Raw genomic sequence first — 16,712 nt, 5'->3', positions numbered from 1 at the left:
CTGCGACCTGCGCATGCCGAGATTAGATGCACACACAGCCGCGCTCTGTGCGCTGTCGAACGCAGCGACTTGGCTCAGCGCAGCGCAATCGCCGAAGTGATCGCGCTGCGCGCCCTGTTTGCAGCCACTTTTGCCCGACACTGGCAGCTACGTCCCGCCGAACGCCCAAGCCGTCCCTCAATGTCAGATTCAGTTTTCGTCCCGCAGCGCATCCAGCCCAGTGCCGAGCAGTTGCTCATTCAAACCACGCGGGCTCGCCATGTGCTGATCGAGGCCAATGCCGGCTCCGCCAAGACCTCCACCTTGGCCTTGCGCATTGCCCAAGCGCTGACGCGCGGCGCCCGGCCGGACATGGTGCTGGCGCTGACCTATACCGCCCCGGCGGTGCAGGCCTTGCGCACGCAGCTGCGCCTGATTGGCCTGGCGGCGGAGCAGATCGAGCAGATGCATATCCACAGCTTCGAGTCCTTCAGCGCGGCTTTGCTGGCCGAACGTGAAGGGCCGGGCACGGAGCTGCTGGCCACGCCCACGCTGGTGAAGCCCTTCGTCGTGCGCGCCATCGAGCGGGCGCAGACCCTGCCCGAAGAGCGCTACCCCGATGAGTTGACGCTGGGAATGCCGCCCGGCGCCTTGGTGGAAGGCTTGCTGCGCTCGTTTGAGGTGATCAAAGGGCGCATGTTGATCGAGCAATTGGACGAGGGTGCCCGCATCACGCCCGACCTGGCCGAGACCTTGGGCTTTGACTATCTGACCCTGCGCGTGCGCTCCGCCTACGAGTTGATCCGGCGCGGCGGCCACCCGGACCATCCGGCCTTTCGCTTCGAGGGCGACGCCACTTACGACCTGGCCCACGCCATCATGGCGGAGGAGTTCAGCGCCGAGGACTCGCCCTTTGCGCTGGGTCTGGCGCTGATCGTGGTGGATGAGATGCACGACACCAACCGCGCCATGTTCACCATTCTGAAGGCCTTGCTGGGCGCCAACCGCCGCGCCGCCTTTGTGGGCGTGGGTGACCGCGACCAAGTGATTCACTCACAGGCCGGCGCCGAGGCCGGCTTCATGGCCGAGCATTTTGAGCATGAGATTGGCGCACCCCTGCGCTTGCCCCTCACGGCCAGCCATCGCTTCGGCCCCGTCTTGGCACAGGCCGTGGGCGCGCTGGCGGGCAAGCCTTATGCGGCCGTCGAGCAGTTGGCGACGCAGATCGTCAGCCTGCCTTGTGAATCCACCCGCGTGATGGCGCGCCTGATCGCGCAAGTGGCACGCGAGCATATGGGTCAGAGCCAGCAAGATGAGTTGCGCATCTTGTTGCGCCAACCCGCCTATTCCATCCCGATCGAGCGCGAATTGCTGCAGCTGGGCCTGGACTATGCCTGCGCCGGCGTGCAACCATTTTTGCAGCGGCCGGAGATTTTGCTGGTGCGCGGCCTGCAGGCTTTTTGCATGGACGACTTCAGCGGCTTCAAGACCAAGGCGCAGCGCGCGGCGGTGCTGGCCGCGCTGATGCAGTTCGCCGGTGCCTTGATCGACAGTATCGAGCTGCGTCATGTCGATGCGCTGACCGCGCAGCGCCGGGCCATCGACGAGGCCGCCAGCGACCCCGACGGCATGCGCAGCTTCATCGAGGGTCAGGTCTTGCGCAATGCCTCGGCCACCGCCTTGCCGTTGCTGCGTGACGCCATCAGCGTGCTCAAGATGAATGATTTGCCGGCTTTTGTGGATGTCTTCATGGCTGCACTCAAGCCGCAGCGCCTGGCCCAAGCGGTGCTGGTGCGCAAAGATGACATCGAGCAGGTGCGCGCCAATGTGGAGCAACTGCTGCAGCTGGCGCAGCAAGAAGGTGGCGAGCTGGCCGATGTGTTCCGCGTGCTGCATCAGCTGGAGGCGCAGCAGCTACGCATGCGGGCCAATCGCCGCATCACTCTGTCCAGCATCGAGGCGGCCAAGGGTCTGGAATTCGACCATGTGCTGATCCCCCACCTCTCACGCGGTGAGTTCAGCGGCGATGTCAGCGCCGCGGAGAACCGCAATCTACTTTATGTGGCGATGACGCGCGCCCGGCAACGCCTGACCCTGGCGTTTAATCCCGCCAGCCCCTCGCGCTATCTGCTCGACGCTGGCTTGCTGAGCGCTTAGGCGAGCTCGCCCGGCCGGTGGCCCATCCAATTCCAAGGACTCCAGATGAACTCGCTTCGCCCTCACCGTCCTGCGCTTGAAGGCGGGCTCTTGGCTCTGCTGGCCGCCGGCTTGTTTGGCGCCAGCACGCCATTGCTGCAGTATTTTGGTCGGGGCCTGGGTCCGTTCAGCACGGCGGCCTTGCTCTATGTGGGCGCGGCCTTGGTCGGCTTGCTGCTGCGTCAGCCGGCCAAGCGGGAAGCCGCTTTGCGCCGCAGCGATTTGCCTCGTCTGCTGGCCGTGGCTGGCTTTGGTGCCGCCTTGGGGCCGGTGGCTTTGGCCTGGGGCTTGCAGCGTAGCAGCGCCACCGGCGCTTCGCTGATGTTGACCTTGGAAGCTTTGTTCACCGCCTTGCTGGCCTGGCGCTTGTATGGCGAGACCATGGACCGGCGCGTGGTCCTGGGGCTGCTGGCTTTGCTGGGCGGCGGGGTGCTGCTGGTGCTGGATCAAGGCTTGCACGGCAGCAGCCAGCTCTTGGGCCTTTTGGCCGTTTTGCTGGCGACGGCAGCCTGGGGCATGGACAACAGCTTGTCGCGGGCGCTGGCCGAGCGTGACCCCGGCCAGGTGGTGCTGGCCAAAGCCGCGCTGGGCTCGGCCGCCACCGCGCTTCTGGCCTGGCTCAGCGGCGAAGCTTTGCCAGCGCCCCTGGCTGCGCTGGGCTTGTTGGCCGTGGGCGCCACAGGCTATGGCCTGAGCCTGCGTTTTTACTTGCTGGCGCAACGCGCTTTTGGCGCGGCGCGTACCGGCTCGGTGTTCGCGTTTGCGCCCTTCATCGGCGCGGCGATTGCATTTGCTTTGGGGGATCGCTCCGCTGGCTGGGGCATGGTGGCGGGCGGCGCCTTGATGCTGGTGGGGGTGATCCTGCACTTGGCGGAATCGCACGCGCATGAGCATCAGCATGAAGCACTGGTGCATGAGCATGCACACCGGCATGACGACGGCCACCACGACCATCACCACGACCCCATGCCCACAGGCCCGCACAGCCACCCGCATGTGCATCAGCCCACGCGGCACAGCCATGCGCATGTGCCGGACGCGCATCACACCCATTCACATTGAAGGGCGTCACCGCGGGCTTCAGCGCCTTCTGAAGTCCCAGGGCGCGGTGGGTTGCTCCTCCTGCCAGAGGCCCAGCTCACGCTGGCGGGCCTGCTGCTCAGCGGCGGCATAACTGCGCCGTTCAGCGGCGGGCTGATCCTTCTCGTACTGCTTGTAATGCCAGGCCATGCCTTGCGAGAGTTGCGTCAGGCAGGCATCCATCGGGCCCACCATCACTTTGCCGATGATGCGGCCGTAGCGGTCCTTCTTGCGCCACACCACGCTGACGTTTTTGCCGTAGACCAAGTCGGACAAGTTCTGCTTGGCCCGCTGGCCAAAGGCTTGGTGCTTCTCTGGCGCGTCAATGCCGGCCAGGCGGATCTTGTGCGGCTGGGTGGCTTGGTCAAGCACGGTGATGGTGTCGCCATCGGCCACGCCGACCACGCGGCCATCGAGAAGTTTGTCGACTGTGCTGGCCAGGCAAGTGCTGGCCAGCAGCGCCAGGCTCAGGCCTATCAAGAGCCTGCGGCTGGATGCGGTGAGCAAGTGAAGTGTGGAGGCGGTGCGCGGGGCGTTGGTGTAGCTAGCGTTCAAGAGCGACTGACTCCGGCTGAGTCAGCTTGTGCCGCGTGACTTGCTGCTGCTGCTGCTGCTGCTGCTGCTGCGTGCGTAGAGGATGGGTTCAACATGCGATAGGGGTGGGGCATTGCGGCGCTGGCGCGGCTTGTACAAAAGGCTCGCATCATCCCATCAGCGGGCAGTGCCTGCGTGTGCCTGCGCGGCATGGGTGTGACGGATGGCGCGCCAGATGGCCCGGCGGAGAAACGAACAATTCGTTACGCACTGAGGGTCAACCGTTGCGAGGGGGCGTTCGTTGAGATCACAAGCCGGCAAATGCCAGGCTCGCTTGAGAAACCCGAAGCAAATCGGGTTCATTTAGAAGGCTTTTAATCATGTCCAAGATCACGTCTTTCATCGCTGCAGCAGCTTTGTCTACCCTGGCCGTGGCGTCCTTCGCCCAAGCACCGGCCGCCACTGCGACGGCTCCTGCCAAGACCACGGCAACTGCCGCACCAGCCGTGACCACTGCTGCCCCTGCTGCCGCCACGAACACCACCGCAGCCGCACCTGCAGCAACCACCGCCGCAACCGCTACACCGGCTGTGGCCACCACGGGCGCCGCCAAGCCGGCCGCCGCTGCGGACGCGGCTCACGGCCACAAGCATGACAAGAAGCATGCCCATCCAAAGGCTGCTACTCCTGCAGCTGCAGCAACAACGACGGCCGCCCCGGCTGCCGCAGCCTCCGCTGCCAAGTAAAGTGGCCATTCAACTGCACGGCCCGGGCTAGTCCCGAGGCCCGTGTCAGCAAGACCAGCCCCGGTGGACATGAAAAGTCCACCGGGGCTGTTTGTTTTTGGCGCCGGCCAGGACTTGTGGCACGGGCCGTGTGCGCCGGCTGGGTTGACAATCGCCGCCCTGGCGAACGCGCTTCAGGCGAATCCACCCCACTTGATTGCGCACACAGAACCACAAGTTTTCACTTCCTCTTCCACCCGCTTCGCTACCCGCGAATTCCTTGCAAAGTCCCTTCATCAAGATGTTGAAACCCTCCGTGATTGTTCTGGCAGCGACCCTGGCGCTGCTCTCCACCACCGCTGAGCCGGCGCTGGCCGCCGCTGCAATCGCCAAGTCGGCCACGGCCGCCGTGCCGGCCGGGCAGGGCGTGTGGGATTTGACGCCGCTGTATGCCAATGAGGCCGCCTGGGAAGCCGAGCGCCTGGCCATCCTGGCCGAGCTGCCCAAGCTCAAGGCCCTGCAAGGCACGCTGGGCAGCAGCAGCAAGAGCATGGCCGACGGCCTGGACCAAATCTCCGCGGTGCGCCGCCGCCTGGGCCGCCTTGTGACTTACTCCAGCTTGCTGGCCGACGAGAACACCCAGATCACCGCCAATCAAGCGCGTGATCAGTTGGCCAGCTCGGCCAACAACCAGTTCGGCGAGGCGGTGTCTTTCGTCAATGCCGAAGTCACTGCCACAGGCCGCGACAAGGTCGAGGCCTATCTGGCTGCTGAGCCGCGCCTGGCCAAGCACAAGCAGGGTTTGACGACGATTCTGCGCCTGGCCGCTCACACCCTGAGCCTGAAGGAAGAGGCGTTGCTGGCCTCCGCCGCCGAACCCATGCAGCAGCCGCAAAGCATTTACGGCCTGCTGACCAATGCCGATCTGCCTTGGCCCACCATCACCGTGCGTGGCAAGAAGGTGGTGCTGGATCAGGAGCAATACGTGTCCTTGCGCGATGACCGCGACCCCAAGGTGCGTGAGCAAGTCTTCAAGTCTTTCTGGCCTGTGTACAAGGCCTACGAGCGCACCCTGGGCGCCATCTACGCCGCCAATCTGCGCGGCACCGTGTTCAAGGCCAAGGCGCGCCAGTTCCCCAGCAGCGTTGCCATGGCGCAGGGCAATGACAACATCCCCGAGGCCGTCTACCGCAGCCTGGTGCAAGAGGCCAATGCCGGCCTGCCCACGCTGCATCGTTACCTGAAGCTGCGCAGCAAGATGCTGGGCCTGAAGAACCCCGGTTATCAAGACGGTTATGTGGCGCTGGCCAAGACCAGCCGCAGCTACACCCTGGCCGAGGCCGAGCAGCTGACCCTGGCCGCCCTGGCGCCCCTGGGCAGCGACTACACCACCAAGCTGGATCAAGCCTTCAAGGGCAACTGGATGCATGCGGTGCCGCAGCGCGGCAAGCGCTCGGGCGCCTACATGAACCCGGCTGCCTACGATGTGCACCCCTATTTGCTGATGAGCTTCAACGGCGAGTATCAAAGCGTCTCGACCCTGGCGCATGAGTGGGGTCACGCCATGCACTCGGTGTTGTCCAATGCCGCTCAGCCTTTTGAGACGGCTGACTACTCGACCTTCATCGCCGAGATCCCCTCAACGGCCAACGAGCTGTTCCTGGTTGACCACATGGTCGAGAAGGCCGCCACACGCGAGGAGAAAATCTTCGCGCTGAGCCAGGAGCTGGAAAGCATCCGCAGCACCTTCTTCCGCCAGGCCATGTTTGCCGAGTTTGAGCTGAAGTCGCACGAGGCGGTGGAGAAGGGCGAAGCCGTCACCGGCGAATGGTTCACCAAGACCTATCTCGACCTGCTCAAGCGCTATCACGGCGACGCGCAAGGCGTGGTCAAGATCGATGACCTTTACGGCATCGAGTGGGCCTACATCCCGCATTTCTACAACGACTTCTACGTCTACCAGTACGCCACCTGCGTCAGCGCTGCGGCCTTCTTCGCCGAAGGCATTCGCATGGGCGACACCGCCTTGCGTGACAAGTACTTCGCCATGCTCAAGGCCGGCAGCTCGGGCGATGCTTATCCGCTGACTTTGGCGGCCGGTGTGGACCTGGCTTCGCCCGAGCCCTACCGTGCGCTGATGCGCCGCATGAATGCGACCATGGACAAGCTGGAAAAGCTTAATGCTGAGAAGGCCGGCAAGTAAGCACATTCCAGTTCATCGCCAAGCAAAAGGGCCCGAGTGATCGGGCCCTTTTTTCATGACGACGAAGGCGTGTCGCGGCGCCGTTTTTTACCAGTTACCAGTATTGGCCATCGAAGCCCAGGGCTCGGCCGGCGCCAGCGCGGGGCCGTCTTGCAGCAACTCAACCGAGATGCCATCGGGCGAGCGCACAAACGCCATGCGGCCGTCGCGCGGTGGGCGCAGCACGGTCACGCCGTGGTCGGCCAGGCGCTGGCAGGCGGCGTAGATGTCGGGCACGGCAAAAGCCAGGTGGCCGAAATTGCGCCCGCCGGTGTACTGCTCGCTCTTGCCATCGGCATCGGGCCAGTTATAGGTCAGCTCCACTTGCGGCTGGTAGGGGCCCGCTGCGTCGCTCGGGGCGGCGAGATAGAGCAGGGTGAAGCGGCCGGCCTCAAATTCGTTGCGGCGCACTTCCACCATCCCAAGCGCATCGCGGTAAAACTTCAGCGAGGCTTCAAGATCGGTGACGCGAACCATGGTGTGCAGGTATTTCATGATTTCTTCTCGGCAGTGAGGACTGAGCCGGATTGTCGCGGCTGCCGGCCGCTGGCGCTGTTGGAAGGATATTGCGGGGGATATTGCAGCGCGCTTTTGCGCTCCACCCCCAGCAGCACGGCCAAGGGCGCAGGCAGCCGGCGCGCAAGGGTGTAGCCCAGGGCGCATAGCGCCGCGGTGAGCGAGATCAAGGCCAAGCCCTCCGCCAAGGGCGGCAAGTGCCAGGGCTTGATGGCCTGGCTCAGCACGACGATGAGGGTTTGGTGCAGGATGTAGACGCAGAACACTGCGGCGCTGAGGCGCTGGCGCAGGGGGCTGTCCTGGTTCAGCCACTGCCGCGCAAAGCCGCACACCGCCACCAAGGCCCACCACTGCATGCCGCCCCACAGCAGGCGCATGGCGTAGCGCAGCGCGTCGGGCGGTGGGGTATCGGCATAGGCCTGGAAGTAAAACATCAGCCCTGCCCAGCTGCACAGGGCCGCCACCAAAGCCAGCCAACGCAGGCGGCGCAGGCCAAGCCACAGGCTATCGCCAGCGCTGGCCATCAGGTAACCGAGCACAAACAAGCCGAGGTATTGCGCATGGGCGTACCAATCCCAGACGAGGTTGTGCGTCACCTCGAACTGAATCAGCGTGACGCGCGCCGCCATCAGTGGCAGCGCGCCCAGCAGCATCAGAAACAGGGTGGAGCCGCTGCGCGCGGCGATTGACTCGCTGCCCCATGCCAGCAGGCGCGGCGCCCAACGTGCCAGCAGCAGGGCCAGGCCCGTGTAGGCCCACAGATAGGGCAAGAACCACAGATGATTCCAGGTCGGCAGGCTGAGGCAGCGCCGGCGGCCTTCTTCCAGCCGGCAAAAGTCGGCATTGCCGCGCAGATAGTCGGGCATGAAGTCCAGATAGCTGCCGCTGTAGCTGAACTTGGCGATCACCTCGAAGTAGGACTGCGGCGGCACGATGATCAACATGCCGAACAGCAAAGGCCACAGCAAGCGGCCGCTGCGGCGCCGGAAGAAGGCACCTGCGGGCTGTGGCTTGGCGGCCAGGGCATGCATCAGGGCGGCGCCCGAGATCAGGAAGAGCAGGCCCATGCGCCAGGGCGAGCTGAGCAGCATCAGCGGCTCGATCGTCGTGCTGGCCGCCGGGCTTTTGACATGCCAGCCCCAGCTGACGTAATACATGCCGACGTGATAGACCACCAGCAAGCCGAAGGCGAGGATGCGCAGCCAGTCGAGGAAGAAGAGGCGCTGCGACGATGTTTGTGATTCGTGCGCAGCGCTGCCGATATGCGGAGGAAGTGATGTGTGTGCCATGGCGGCCAGCATCGCCCGCCGGGCCGCTGCGGCCAAGCGTTCTGGGGCGAGTTGGCTTTGGCCTGGGGTCAGTGCGCGGCAGCGCGGATCTGCAGCGTGGCCTTGACCGTCAAAGGCACGCCTTTGCGCAGCGAGGCCACGCCGATCACCGAGCGTGCATGCACACCGGCGGGGCCGAACACGGCCACCAGCAGGTCGGAGGCGCCGTCCAGCACCTCGGCGTGTTCTTCGAACTCCGGCGTGCTGTTGATAGAACCGTGCAGTTCCACGATGCGCAGCACGCGGTCGAGTGAGCCCAGCTCGGCCTTGATGGCCGCGATCAGAGCCAGGCAGGCGGAGCGTGCCAGGGCATAGCCTTGCTCGGCGTCGTACTGCTCGCCCAAACGGCCCTTGGGGCTTTCGCCCGCGATGGCTAGCGGCGCCTTGCCGGAGAGAAAGAGCAAGTCGCCGGCTTGCACCGCAGCCGCATAGTTGCCGGCAGGCGCGCCGCCGCTGGGGAGTTCCAGGCCCAGGGCCTGCAGTCTTTGTTCGGGTGTCATGCCTGAGGGTTTCCTAAATGAGTTGTTCACGATAGCCGCGCGAGACCCGCAGCTTGGCGCCCGAGCTGAGCGTCAATTCGGCCTCGCCACGCGCCAGGCTGGCGATGCTGTGGATATGCGCCGGGTTGACCGCATGGCTGCGGTGCACCCGCACAAAGCCAGCCTGCTGCACGGCGGCATGGGCCAGAAAATCGGCCAGGGTGTGGCGGTCCAGATGCTGGGCGGGCGGGGCGTGCAGCGCGATGTAGTTGTCCGCCGCAGCCACCCATTCCACCTGCGCCAAGGCCAGCTTCATCAAGCCGCCGCCGCGCTGCGGCACCAGCCAGTGGCCGCTGACCGGCTGCAATTGTTGCAGGGCGCTGAGCAGGGCGGCGCGGGGCCGCTCTTTGTTGCTGCGATCGCCACTGCTGATGCTGGCCTGGATGCGCTGGCGCAGCCGGGCCAGGGTCTGGTCCAGGCGCTCGGCGCTAAAAGGCTTGAGCAGATAGTCCACCGCATTGAGCTCAAAGGCGCGCAAGGCGTGTTGCTCAAACGCGGTGCAGAACGCGCAGTGGGTGGCGGGCGGCAAGGCCAGGGCCAGCTCGAGGCCGCTCATGCCGGGCATCTGAATGTCCAGCAAGGCCAGGTCGGGTTGCAGCGCCTCGGCCAAACGCAAGGCCTCCAGGGCATCGCCCGCCTCGCCCATCACTTGCACAGCAGGCGCATGGGCCAGCAGCAGCCGGCGCAGCTTGGCGCGGGCCGGGGCTTCGTCGTCGACGATCAAGACCTTGAGGGGCGTCATCTGGGCATGTCCGCAGCGGTGAGTGTGGCCTTGGGCTTAGCCGGGAGATTGGTGGTGGTCTCCGCCATTTGCGCCGGCAGGCTCAAGCTCAGGCGGCTGCCGCTGCCCAAGCTTTCCAGCTTGACGCTGGCCCGCGCGCCATAGCTGGCTTGCAGGCGCTCGCGGGTATTGGCCATGCCGATGGCGCCGGCGCGGGTGTCGCGGCTGGGGGCGGTGCCGCTGTTGTCTACGGTGATCCGCAATTGGCCGGCGGCAACCTCAGCGTACAGCCGCAGTTGCACGGGGCCCAGGTGCTGGGCCACATCGTGGGTGATGGCGTTTTCAATCGGCGCGATCAAAAGCAGGCTGGGCAATAGGCAGGCTTGCGCTGCCGTGCTGGCCTCCAAGCTGACCTGCAAGCGCTCACCGAAGCGGGCCTGCATCAGCGTCAGATAGGGTTGCACCAGTTGCAACTCCTGCGCCAGGGTGTGGCGCTCGCTGTGCTGGGCATTGAGCGCTTGGCGCAAGAGCGTGGCCAGCTCGCACAGCAGCCGGTCGGCGCGCTGCACGTCCTTGTACATCACCGAGGAAATCAGGTTCAAGGTGTTGAACAAAAAGTGCGGCTGGATTTGATCGCTCAAGCGCTGCAAACGCGCCTCGGCCAACTCGTTGCGCAAGCGTTCCAGTTCATGGCGGCGCGCTTGCTCGGCATTGGCCAGGCGCAGGCCTTCGCTGATGAAGACGAAGAGCAGGTAGCTGATGCTGTCCTTGGCGCCCTCGTAGGCGAACATGGTGGGCAGTTCGTCATGCTGATAGGGCATGCCCATCAAGGCATAGACGCTGGCGCGCAGCAGCAGCAAGCCGGCCACGTGCAGCAGCACAAAGAGCCCCAAGCCCAGCAGATGCCCCAGCAGCAAGCGCCAGAGTGGCGCGCCCTGGTCGCGCAGCCGCGCATGCCAGCGAAACAGGGCAATGGCCAGCAAGCCCACGATGAGCACGCTGCTGAGTTCCCACAAAAAAGGCTCCCAGGGATGCGGCCCGCCACGCGCCTGGTAATGCTGCAGCTCGGCCAGACTCAGCAGCAGGCCCACGCCCAGCACCAGGGCGGCGTAAGCCCACCAGAGCAGGCGGCGCTGCGAGGCGATGGGGGCCGGCCTTGCGGCCGTGGGCGAGCTTGCGGGGGCGAAAGGCATGGTTGTCACGCTATCACGGGCTGGGCGCTGGTTCAGGCCTTGACCGCCATCTCGCCCCGGCGCAAGCGCCTTGCGCCACAAAGAGTGTCAATGATTCACAAGGCGCTGAAGCCCTGTCATGGCCGACCTGGGTACAAGTCGCGCAAACGCGTCTAGCCTCACGGGCTTGGCGACGCTTGCCCAATTACCCCTTCGGCCAGCAGCGCCTCGATCTGCGCCGGGCTGTAGCCCAGCTCCTGCAACAAGGCTTCGCTGTGCTCACCCAGGCGCGGCGGGTCCAGGCGCAGGGGCAGGCGTTCGCCGTCCAGGGTGAGCGGCAGCAAGGGCACGCGGGTGGCGCGGCCATCGGGCAGGGTCATGGGGGCCAGGCCGCCGGTGGCCAGCAGATGGGGGTCGTCCATCAGCTGCTCGGGCCGGGTGATGGGGGCGAAGGGCAGGCCTTCGCGCTCGAACACGGCGCTGATCTCGGCCACCGGCTGCGCGGCCAAGCGGCTGCGCAGCTCGGGCAGCAGCCACTCGCGCGCCAGCACGCGCTGCTTATTGCTGGTCACGCGGGCGTCTTGCGCCAAGTCGGCAAAGCCAAAGGCCTGGCAAAAGATCTGCCACTGCGTGTCGCTGTCCACGGCCAGGAAGATCTGCGCCCCGTCCTTGACGCTGAAGACGTCGTAAATGCCCCAGGGCGAGATGCGGTTGGGCATGGGGTCGGGCGCTTTGCCGGAGATGGCGAACTGCATCATGTGCTGCGCCACCAGAAAGATATTGTTTTCGAACAGGGCCGATTGCACTTGTTGGCCGCGCCCGGTTTGATGGCGCGCCTGCAGCGCCGCCAGCACGCCGATGGCGCCGAACATGCCGCCCATGATGTCGTTGACGCTGCTGCCGGCGCGCAGCGGGTCGCCTGGCCGGCCAGTCATATAGGCCAGGCCGCCCATCATCTGCACCACCTCATCCAGGGCCGTGCGGTGCTCATAGGGGCCGGGCAGAAAGCCCTTGTGGCTGACGTAAATCAGCCGAGGGTTCAGCGCGCTCAAGGCCTCATAGCCCAGGCCAAGCCGCTCCATGCTGCCGCTCTTGAAGTTCTCGCTGAACACATCGGCACTGGCCAGCAGCTTGAGCACGATCTCCAGCCCGCGCGGGTGTTTGATGTCCAGCGCCAGGCTCTTTTTATTGCGGTTGAACAGCGGATAAAAACCCGTGCCCGCGCCCAGCAGTTGGCGGGTGTTGTCGCCCGTCAGCGGCTCGACCTTGATGACTTCGGCGCCCAGATCGGCCAGCACCATGCCGCAGGTGGGGCCCATGACCATATGGGTGAACTCGATGACGCGCAGGCCGGCCAGGGGCAGGGCTTGCGAAACGGGCGACAGTGTGGATGTGGCGCTGGGCGTATCAGGCGTATTCATGCCTGCATTGTGGCGTGTTCAAGTTGCTCGTCTCGCCCCGCGCCGGCTATGCGAGACTGCCGCCATCTGTTCAAGCGTGGGTGTGCTGTCATGAAAATTTGCATTGTTGGCGCGGGCGCCATTGGGGGTTGGTTTGGCGCCTTTTTGGGGGCGAAACTGGGCGCGGAGGTCGAGCTGAGTGTGCTGGCGCGTGGCGCCACCCTGGCCGCGCTGCGCCAGCACGGCTTGCGCATGGACACGGGCGGCGAGCGCATCAGCGTGACGCCGGCCCGGCTCAGCGATGACCCGGCCGAGCTTGGTGTGCAAGACCTGATCATCCTGGCCGTCAAAGGCCCGGCCCTGGCTGCCGTGGCGCCGTCCGTCAAGGCCATGCTGGGCGCGCAGACCCGTGTGCTGGTGGCCATGAATGGTGTGCCCTGGTGGTTCTTCGAGGGCCTGGGCGGCGAGCTGGAAGGTCAGCATCTGGACAGCGTGGACCCTGGCGGCGTGGTGGCTGCCCTGATCCCGGCCGAGCAGGTGATCGGCTGCGTGGTCCACGCCAGCTGCGCGACGCCCGAGCCGGGCCTGGTGCGTCATGTGATGGGCATGGGCCTGATCATCGGTGCGCCCTCGGGTGGGCGACCCGAGTCGGTCTTGCAATTGGCCGAACTCCTAGGCCGAGCGGGCTTCAAGGTCAGCGTGTCCGAGCGCATCCAGCGCGATATTTGGTACAAGCTCTGGGGCAATATGACGACCAACCCCATGTCCGCCCTGACCGGCGCCACCTGCGACCGCATCCTCGACGACGACTTGGTGCGCGGCCTGATGACCCGCATCATGCTGGAGGCCGCCGAGATCGGCGCGCGCATGGGCTGTGCGGTGGATCAAACGCCCGAGCAGCGTCATGCCATCACCCGATCGCTGGGCGCCTTCAAAACCTCGATGTTGCAAGACGCCGAGGCGGGCCGCCCGCTGGAGTACAGCGCCCTGATCGGCGCGGCGCGCGAAATCGGGCAGAAGCTGGGGATGGAGACGCCGTTCACCGATGCCTTGCTCGGCCTGGTGCGCTTGATGGCGCAGAGCAAGGGCTTGAATCCTCAGTGAGCTATTTGGGCAGCTTCAACAAACCCTTGTCGCTGAAGCGCACCGTGCCGAACATGCCGCCGGCCAGTTTGCCGGTCAGCACATAAGGCAGCTCGCCCTGTTCGGCCACGCTGCCAAAGCTCACCGCCTGGCGCAGGGCTGCGAAGGCGGAGATGGTCAGCGGGATCTGCAAAATGCTTTCGCCAAAGCGTGGCACCGTGCCTTTTTGGTCGCTGACGCCGCTGGCGAAATTCTTGCCGTTGAGCTCCAGCTCAATCGCCGCGCCGTCGAATTCGACCGGCGTTTCATTCGGGTTCTGAACGCGCAGCTTGACCAACAAGCGCAGCTCCAGGCCCTCGCCGCTGAGCGGCTCGACGCCCACCACATTCACGCGCAAAGCCTCGCGCTGACCCAGCGCGGCGCAGCCGCCCAGCAGCATGAGCGCGGCGGCGGGCGCGGCGGCAGTGAGGGTGCGGTGCAGAAATTGACGGCGGGCGTTGGCAGCGTTCATGCGGCGGTTCCTTCTTGAGTCGGATGCGTCTTGAATTTCAGTTAGGCGCTTGGCTGGCCCACAGGCCAGTTAGGCCAGCACTTGCAGCAACCACTGGTTAAGGTCTTGCACCTCTTCCATGCACAGCGAGTGTTCCATCGGGTATTCATGCCACTCCGGCGCATAGCCCAGGGTCTGCAGCTTGTCCCGTGCCGCTGCGCCGCGGGCCAGGGCCACCACCGGGTCGCGGGTGCCGTGGGCCAGGAAGATGGGGGTGTTGTTATTGGCACTGTGGCGTTCCGCCGCGGTGGCCTCGGCCAGCGGCAGATAACCCGACATGCCCACCAGCCCGGCCAGGCGCTGCGGGTAGCGCAGGCCGGCCAGCAGGGTCATGGCGCAGCCTTGCGAGAAGCCGGCCAGCACGATGCGCTCGGCCGGCATGCCATTGGCGATCTCGCGGTCCAGCAAGGCGTGGATTTGTTGGGTGGACAGGCGCAGGCCGGCTTCATCTTCGCGGCGCTGCAGATCGCTGCCGGCAATGTCGTACCAGGCCCGCATGCGGTAGCCGTTGTTGATGGTGACGGCCCGTTCGGGCGCACGCGGCATGACGCAGCGCACGGGGCCAACGGCGTCCAGATCAAGGGCGTCGAACATTTGGATGAAGTCGGCGCCATCGGCGCCCAGGCCATGCAAGACGATCAAGGTGGCGCGCGGAGCGCTGGCGGGGTTCAGTTCAATCGTGACGAGTGACATGGTGCGGGCTAGGGTGTTCGGATGAGCCCGATGGTAGCGGGCTGGCGTGGCGGCGCTGAAGGTCACGGCGGATGGCTGAGCCCGCGGCCGGGCCCATGAGCGCGCAATGGGCTTGGCAGACGGCACAGCGCGCCGCGCCGTCTGCCGCGTCACTAGCGACGCGCCGCTCGCTTAGGCAAGCTCAAGCTCGCCGATGGGTTGGTGTTGCAAGTGCTCCAGACGCGCCAAGCTGCTCACGGTGTCCAGGCAGGCCTGGGCCAGCTCGCGGCCTTTTTCGACAAAGTGCTGGCGGAAGAACTGCTGGTGCACCTCATGTTCGTGAAAGTCGTGCGGCGTCAGCACGGCGGAGAACACCGGCACATCGCAGTCCAGTTGCACGCGCATCAGGCCGTCGATGACGGCGCCGGCCACGAACTCATGCCGGTAGATGCCGCCGTTGACGACCAGGGCGCAGGCCACGATGGCCTCGTACCGGCCGCTCAGCGCCAGGCGTTTGGCATGCAGCGGGATTTCAAACGCCCCCGGCACCTCGAAGTGGTCGATCTCGTCGGCGCATTTTCCGCGCCGTCGGCACTCGGCCTTGAAGGCTTCGGTGGCGCAGCTGACGATGCCTTTGTGCCAGCTGGCGCTGATGATGGCCAGGCGTTTGCCCTGGTGGGCGCGGCCGGCAGGCGGTGCCGAGCCTGGGGTGGCGAGTTGGGATTGCTTCAGTCCTTGGGTCTGATTCATGGTGGTCCTCAATAGGATGGTTGCCAGAATCAGGGCGCAGGCACGCAAGCGCGGCGCCAGCCTCCGCGGAAGCTGGCGCCGACACCACGCGTTTCTCTTTCATCCGGACTATGACCGTCGGCTCTGGCATCGCACCAGATCTGCTGACCCCGCAGACAGCCGAAGCCAGCTGCGGGCGCTCGCGGGCTCCCGTGCAGAACACGGATACCGCCGGTGGGGAATTCCACCCCGCCCTGAGAACGCTGCCAGGCCCATGGGGGCCTGGCGCGGCGATTCTAGTAGGGCAGGAAGCCGAAGCAGTTGGGGTGGTGCTTGGCCCTTCAGTTCGGCATCAAGCTGTTCAAACCCCACATCAGTCCGGGATAGACCAGGCCCCAACTCGCCAAGACCAAGCCGGCACACTTCAGCGCAATCAAAGCATGGCTCTTGCCGCGCTGCGTGTGTGCGGGTTGCGCGGCCGCGTCTCGCCAAGCGCCACGCGGCGGGATCAGTTGCTGGGTGGCGGCACGGCGGTCTTTCAGTTGGGCGCTTCTCATGATGGCCTCCTCGGGGCGATGTCCAACAAACAAGTGGCAAACCGATGCAAGCCGCGTGCCAGCTGGCGTCGGCGCCGTGCAATGCCGCTTGTGCGGGCTGCTTTTTCAGCCGCTGCTGCGGTCCACGCGCAGGGCCAGCACCACCGAACTGGTGGTCTTGATCACGCCGTCGATCTCACCGATTTCGTCCAGCAGCGCATCCAGTCGCATGGTGGAGTCCGCGCGCAGCAGGGCCATGTAGTCGAACTCACCGCTGACCGAGGCGAGCTGGCGCAACTCGGGCAATTGGCTCAGGCGCTTGACCACCTCGCGCCCGGCCTTGGGCTGCACGGTGATGCCCACAAAAGCCTGCACGCCGCGGTCGGCTGCGTCGGCGCCGAGGCGCGCGGTGTAACCCACGATGGTGCCATTGCCCTCCAAACGGGCCAGGCGGGCCACCACCGTGGTGCGCGCCACGCTCAGCTTGCGTGCCAGTTCGGCGGTGCTGGCGCGCGCATTGGCCTGCAATTGGGTGATGAGTTGACGGTCCAGCGCGTCGAGGCTGCTCGGCACGGATGCCGGGCCGGCTGGGGTCGAGCTGGCAGGTGAGTTGGCGACGGAGGGAGGCTGTGAGGGGCTATTCATGACAAACCCTTGCTTGATTCGATGTGACGAAGTGCTTCGTCGAAACGACGAATTCACCCGATTAT

17 protein-coding genes and 1 riboswitch are annotated in these 16,712 nt (G+C 65.5%); of the genes, 5 read left to right on the top strand and 12 right to left on the bottom strand.

Annotated elements, in window-relative coordinates; all coding sequences use genetic code 11:
• The first annotated feature begins 180 nt into the window (after nucleotides 1–180).
• Nucleotides 181–2,136: a 3'-5' exonuclease gene (locus AT984_RS16285; protein WP_058721000.1), complete on the top strand. Its 1,956-nt coding sequence runs from the start codon at nucleotides 181–183 to the stop codon at nucleotides 2,134–2,136.
• A gap of 45 nt (nucleotides 2,137–2,181) precedes the next feature.
• Nucleotides 2,182–3,237: a DMT family transporter gene (locus AT984_RS16280; RefSeq protein WP_058720999.1), complete on the top strand. Its 1,056-nt coding sequence runs from the start codon at nucleotides 2,182–2,184 to the stop codon at nucleotides 3,235–3,237.
• A gap of 18 nt (nucleotides 3,238–3,255) precedes the next feature.
• Here the strand turns inward: AT984_RS16280 and AT984_RS16275 are convergent, their stop codons facing one another.
• Nucleotides 3,256–3,810, bottom strand: coding sequence for a thermonuclease family protein (locus tag AT984_RS16275; protein WP_231741442.1), 555 nt, complete (start codon nucleotides 3,808–3,810; stop codon nucleotides 3,256–3,258).
• A 359-nt stretch (nucleotides 3,811–4,169) separates the two neighbouring features.
• On the opposite strand from AT984_RS16275, the gene AT984_RS23040 reads away from it, so the two are divergent.
• Together AT984_RS23040 and pepF are read left to right on the top strand one after the other, a co-directional pair.
• Nucleotides 4,170–4,535, top strand: a complete 366-nt coding sequence (locus tag AT984_RS23040; RefSeq protein ID WP_156422060.1) for a hypothetical protein — start codon at nucleotides 4,170–4,172, stop codon at nucleotides 4,533–4,535.
• Between the two features lie 280 nt (nucleotides 4,536–4,815).
• Complete coding sequence (pepF, locus tag AT984_RS16265; protein WP_156422059.1) at nucleotides 4,816–6,717, top strand: oligoendopeptidase F; 1,902 nt, start codon at nucleotides 4,816–4,818, stop codon at nucleotides 6,715–6,717.
• A gap of 87 nt (nucleotides 6,718–6,804) precedes the next feature.
• Here the strand turns inward: pepF and AT984_RS16260 are convergent, their stop codons facing one another.
• From AT984_RS16260 to AT984_RS16235, 6 genes are all read right to left on the bottom strand, one after another.
• A complete protein-coding gene (locus tag AT984_RS16260) occupies nucleotides 6,805–7,251 on the bottom strand; it encodes a lactoylglutathione lyase (protein WP_058720995.1) in 447 nt (148 codons plus the stop codon).
• Nucleotides 7,248–8,561, bottom strand: coding sequence for an acyltransferase (locus AT984_RS16255; protein ID WP_082680365.1), 1,314 nt, complete (start codon nucleotides 8,559–8,561; stop codon nucleotides 7,248–7,250). The genes AT984_RS16260 and AT984_RS16255 overlap by 4 nt, the downstream gene beginning before the upstream one ends.
• 68 nt (nucleotides 8,562–8,629) lie before the next feature.
• Nucleotides 8,630–9,100, bottom strand: a complete 471-nt coding sequence (locus AT984_RS16250; RefSeq protein ID WP_058720994.1) for a RidA family protein — start codon at nucleotides 9,098–9,100, stop codon at nucleotides 8,630–8,632.
• Nucleotides 9,101–9,113: 13 nt separating this feature from the next.
• Nucleotides 9,114–9,881 (bottom strand): LytR/AlgR family response regulator transcription factor, encoded by a 768-nt coding sequence (locus AT984_RS16245; RefSeq protein WP_058720993.1) that lies wholly within the window; start codon nucleotides 9,879–9,881, stop codon nucleotides 9,114–9,116.
• Nucleotides 9,878–11,053, bottom strand: a complete 1,176-nt coding sequence (locus AT984_RS16240) for a sensor histidine kinase (protein ID WP_156422058.1) — start codon at nucleotides 11,051–11,053, stop codon at nucleotides 9,878–9,880. The genes AT984_RS16245 and AT984_RS16240 overlap by 4 nt, the downstream gene beginning before the upstream one ends.
• A 158-nt stretch (nucleotides 11,054–11,211) precedes the next feature.
• On the bottom strand, nucleotides 11,212–12,453 hold the full coding sequence (locus AT984_RS16235; RefSeq protein ID WP_058720991.1) for a CaiB/BaiF CoA transferase family protein: 1,242 nt from the start codon (nucleotides 12,451–12,453) through the stop codon (nucleotides 11,212–11,214).
• Between the two features lie 90 nt (nucleotides 12,454–12,543).
• On the opposite strand from AT984_RS16235, the gene AT984_RS16230 reads away from it, so the two are divergent.
• A complete protein-coding gene (locus AT984_RS16230; protein WP_058720990.1) occupies nucleotides 12,544–13,536 on the top strand; it encodes a 2-dehydropantoate 2-reductase in 993 nt (330 codons plus the stop codon).
• 1 nt (nucleotide 13,537) lies between these two features.
• On the opposite strand, the gene AT984_RS16225 is transcribed toward AT984_RS16230, so the two are convergent.
• The 5 genes from AT984_RS16225 to AT984_RS16205 all read right to left on the bottom strand — a co-directional run bounded on the left by AT984_RS16225 (nucleotide 13,538) and on the right by AT984_RS16205 (nucleotide 16,647).
• Nucleotides 13,538–14,026: an LEA type 2 family protein gene (locus AT984_RS16225; RefSeq protein WP_058720989.1), complete on the bottom strand. Its 489-nt coding sequence runs from the start codon at nucleotides 14,024–14,026 to the stop codon at nucleotides 13,538–13,540.
• 69 nt (nucleotides 14,027–14,095) lie between these two features.
• Nucleotides 14,096–14,758, bottom strand: coding sequence for an alpha/beta hydrolase (locus tag AT984_RS16220; protein ID WP_058720988.1), 663 nt, complete (start codon nucleotides 14,756–14,758; stop codon nucleotides 14,096–14,098).
• A 171-nt stretch (nucleotides 14,759–14,929) separates the two neighbouring features.
• Nucleotides 14,930–15,487 (bottom strand): 6,7-dimethyl-8-ribityllumazine synthase, encoded by a 558-nt coding sequence (locus AT984_RS16215; protein ID WP_058720987.1) that lies wholly within the window; start codon nucleotides 15,485–15,487, stop codon nucleotides 14,930–14,932.
• An 86-nt stretch (nucleotides 15,488–15,573) separates the two neighbouring features.
• A riboswitch (FMN riboswitch) is annotated at nucleotides 15,574–15,732 on the bottom strand.
• Nucleotides 15,733–15,807: 75 nt separating this feature from the next.
• Nucleotides 15,808–16,023, bottom strand: coding sequence for a hypothetical protein (locus tag AT984_RS16210; protein WP_156422057.1), 216 nt, complete (start codon nucleotides 16,021–16,023; stop codon nucleotides 15,808–15,810).
• Nucleotides 16,024–16,128: 105 nt separating this feature from the next.
• Entirely contained in the window at nucleotides 16,129–16,647 is a 519-nt protein-coding gene (locus AT984_RS16205) for an Lrp/AsnC family transcriptional regulator (RefSeq protein ID WP_082680099.1), read from the bottom strand.
• Nucleotides 16,648–16,712: the final 65 nt, after the last annotated feature.

Origin of the sequence: Paucibacter sp. KCTC 42545 (genome assembly GCF_001477625.1) — a bacterium.
Lineage (GTDB): Bacteria > Pseudomonadota > Gammaproteobacteria > Burkholderiales > Burkholderiaceae_C > Paucibacter_A.
The sequence above is the reverse complement of the archived record's forward strand: the minus strand, read 5'-3'. Positions and strand labels throughout refer to the sequence as shown.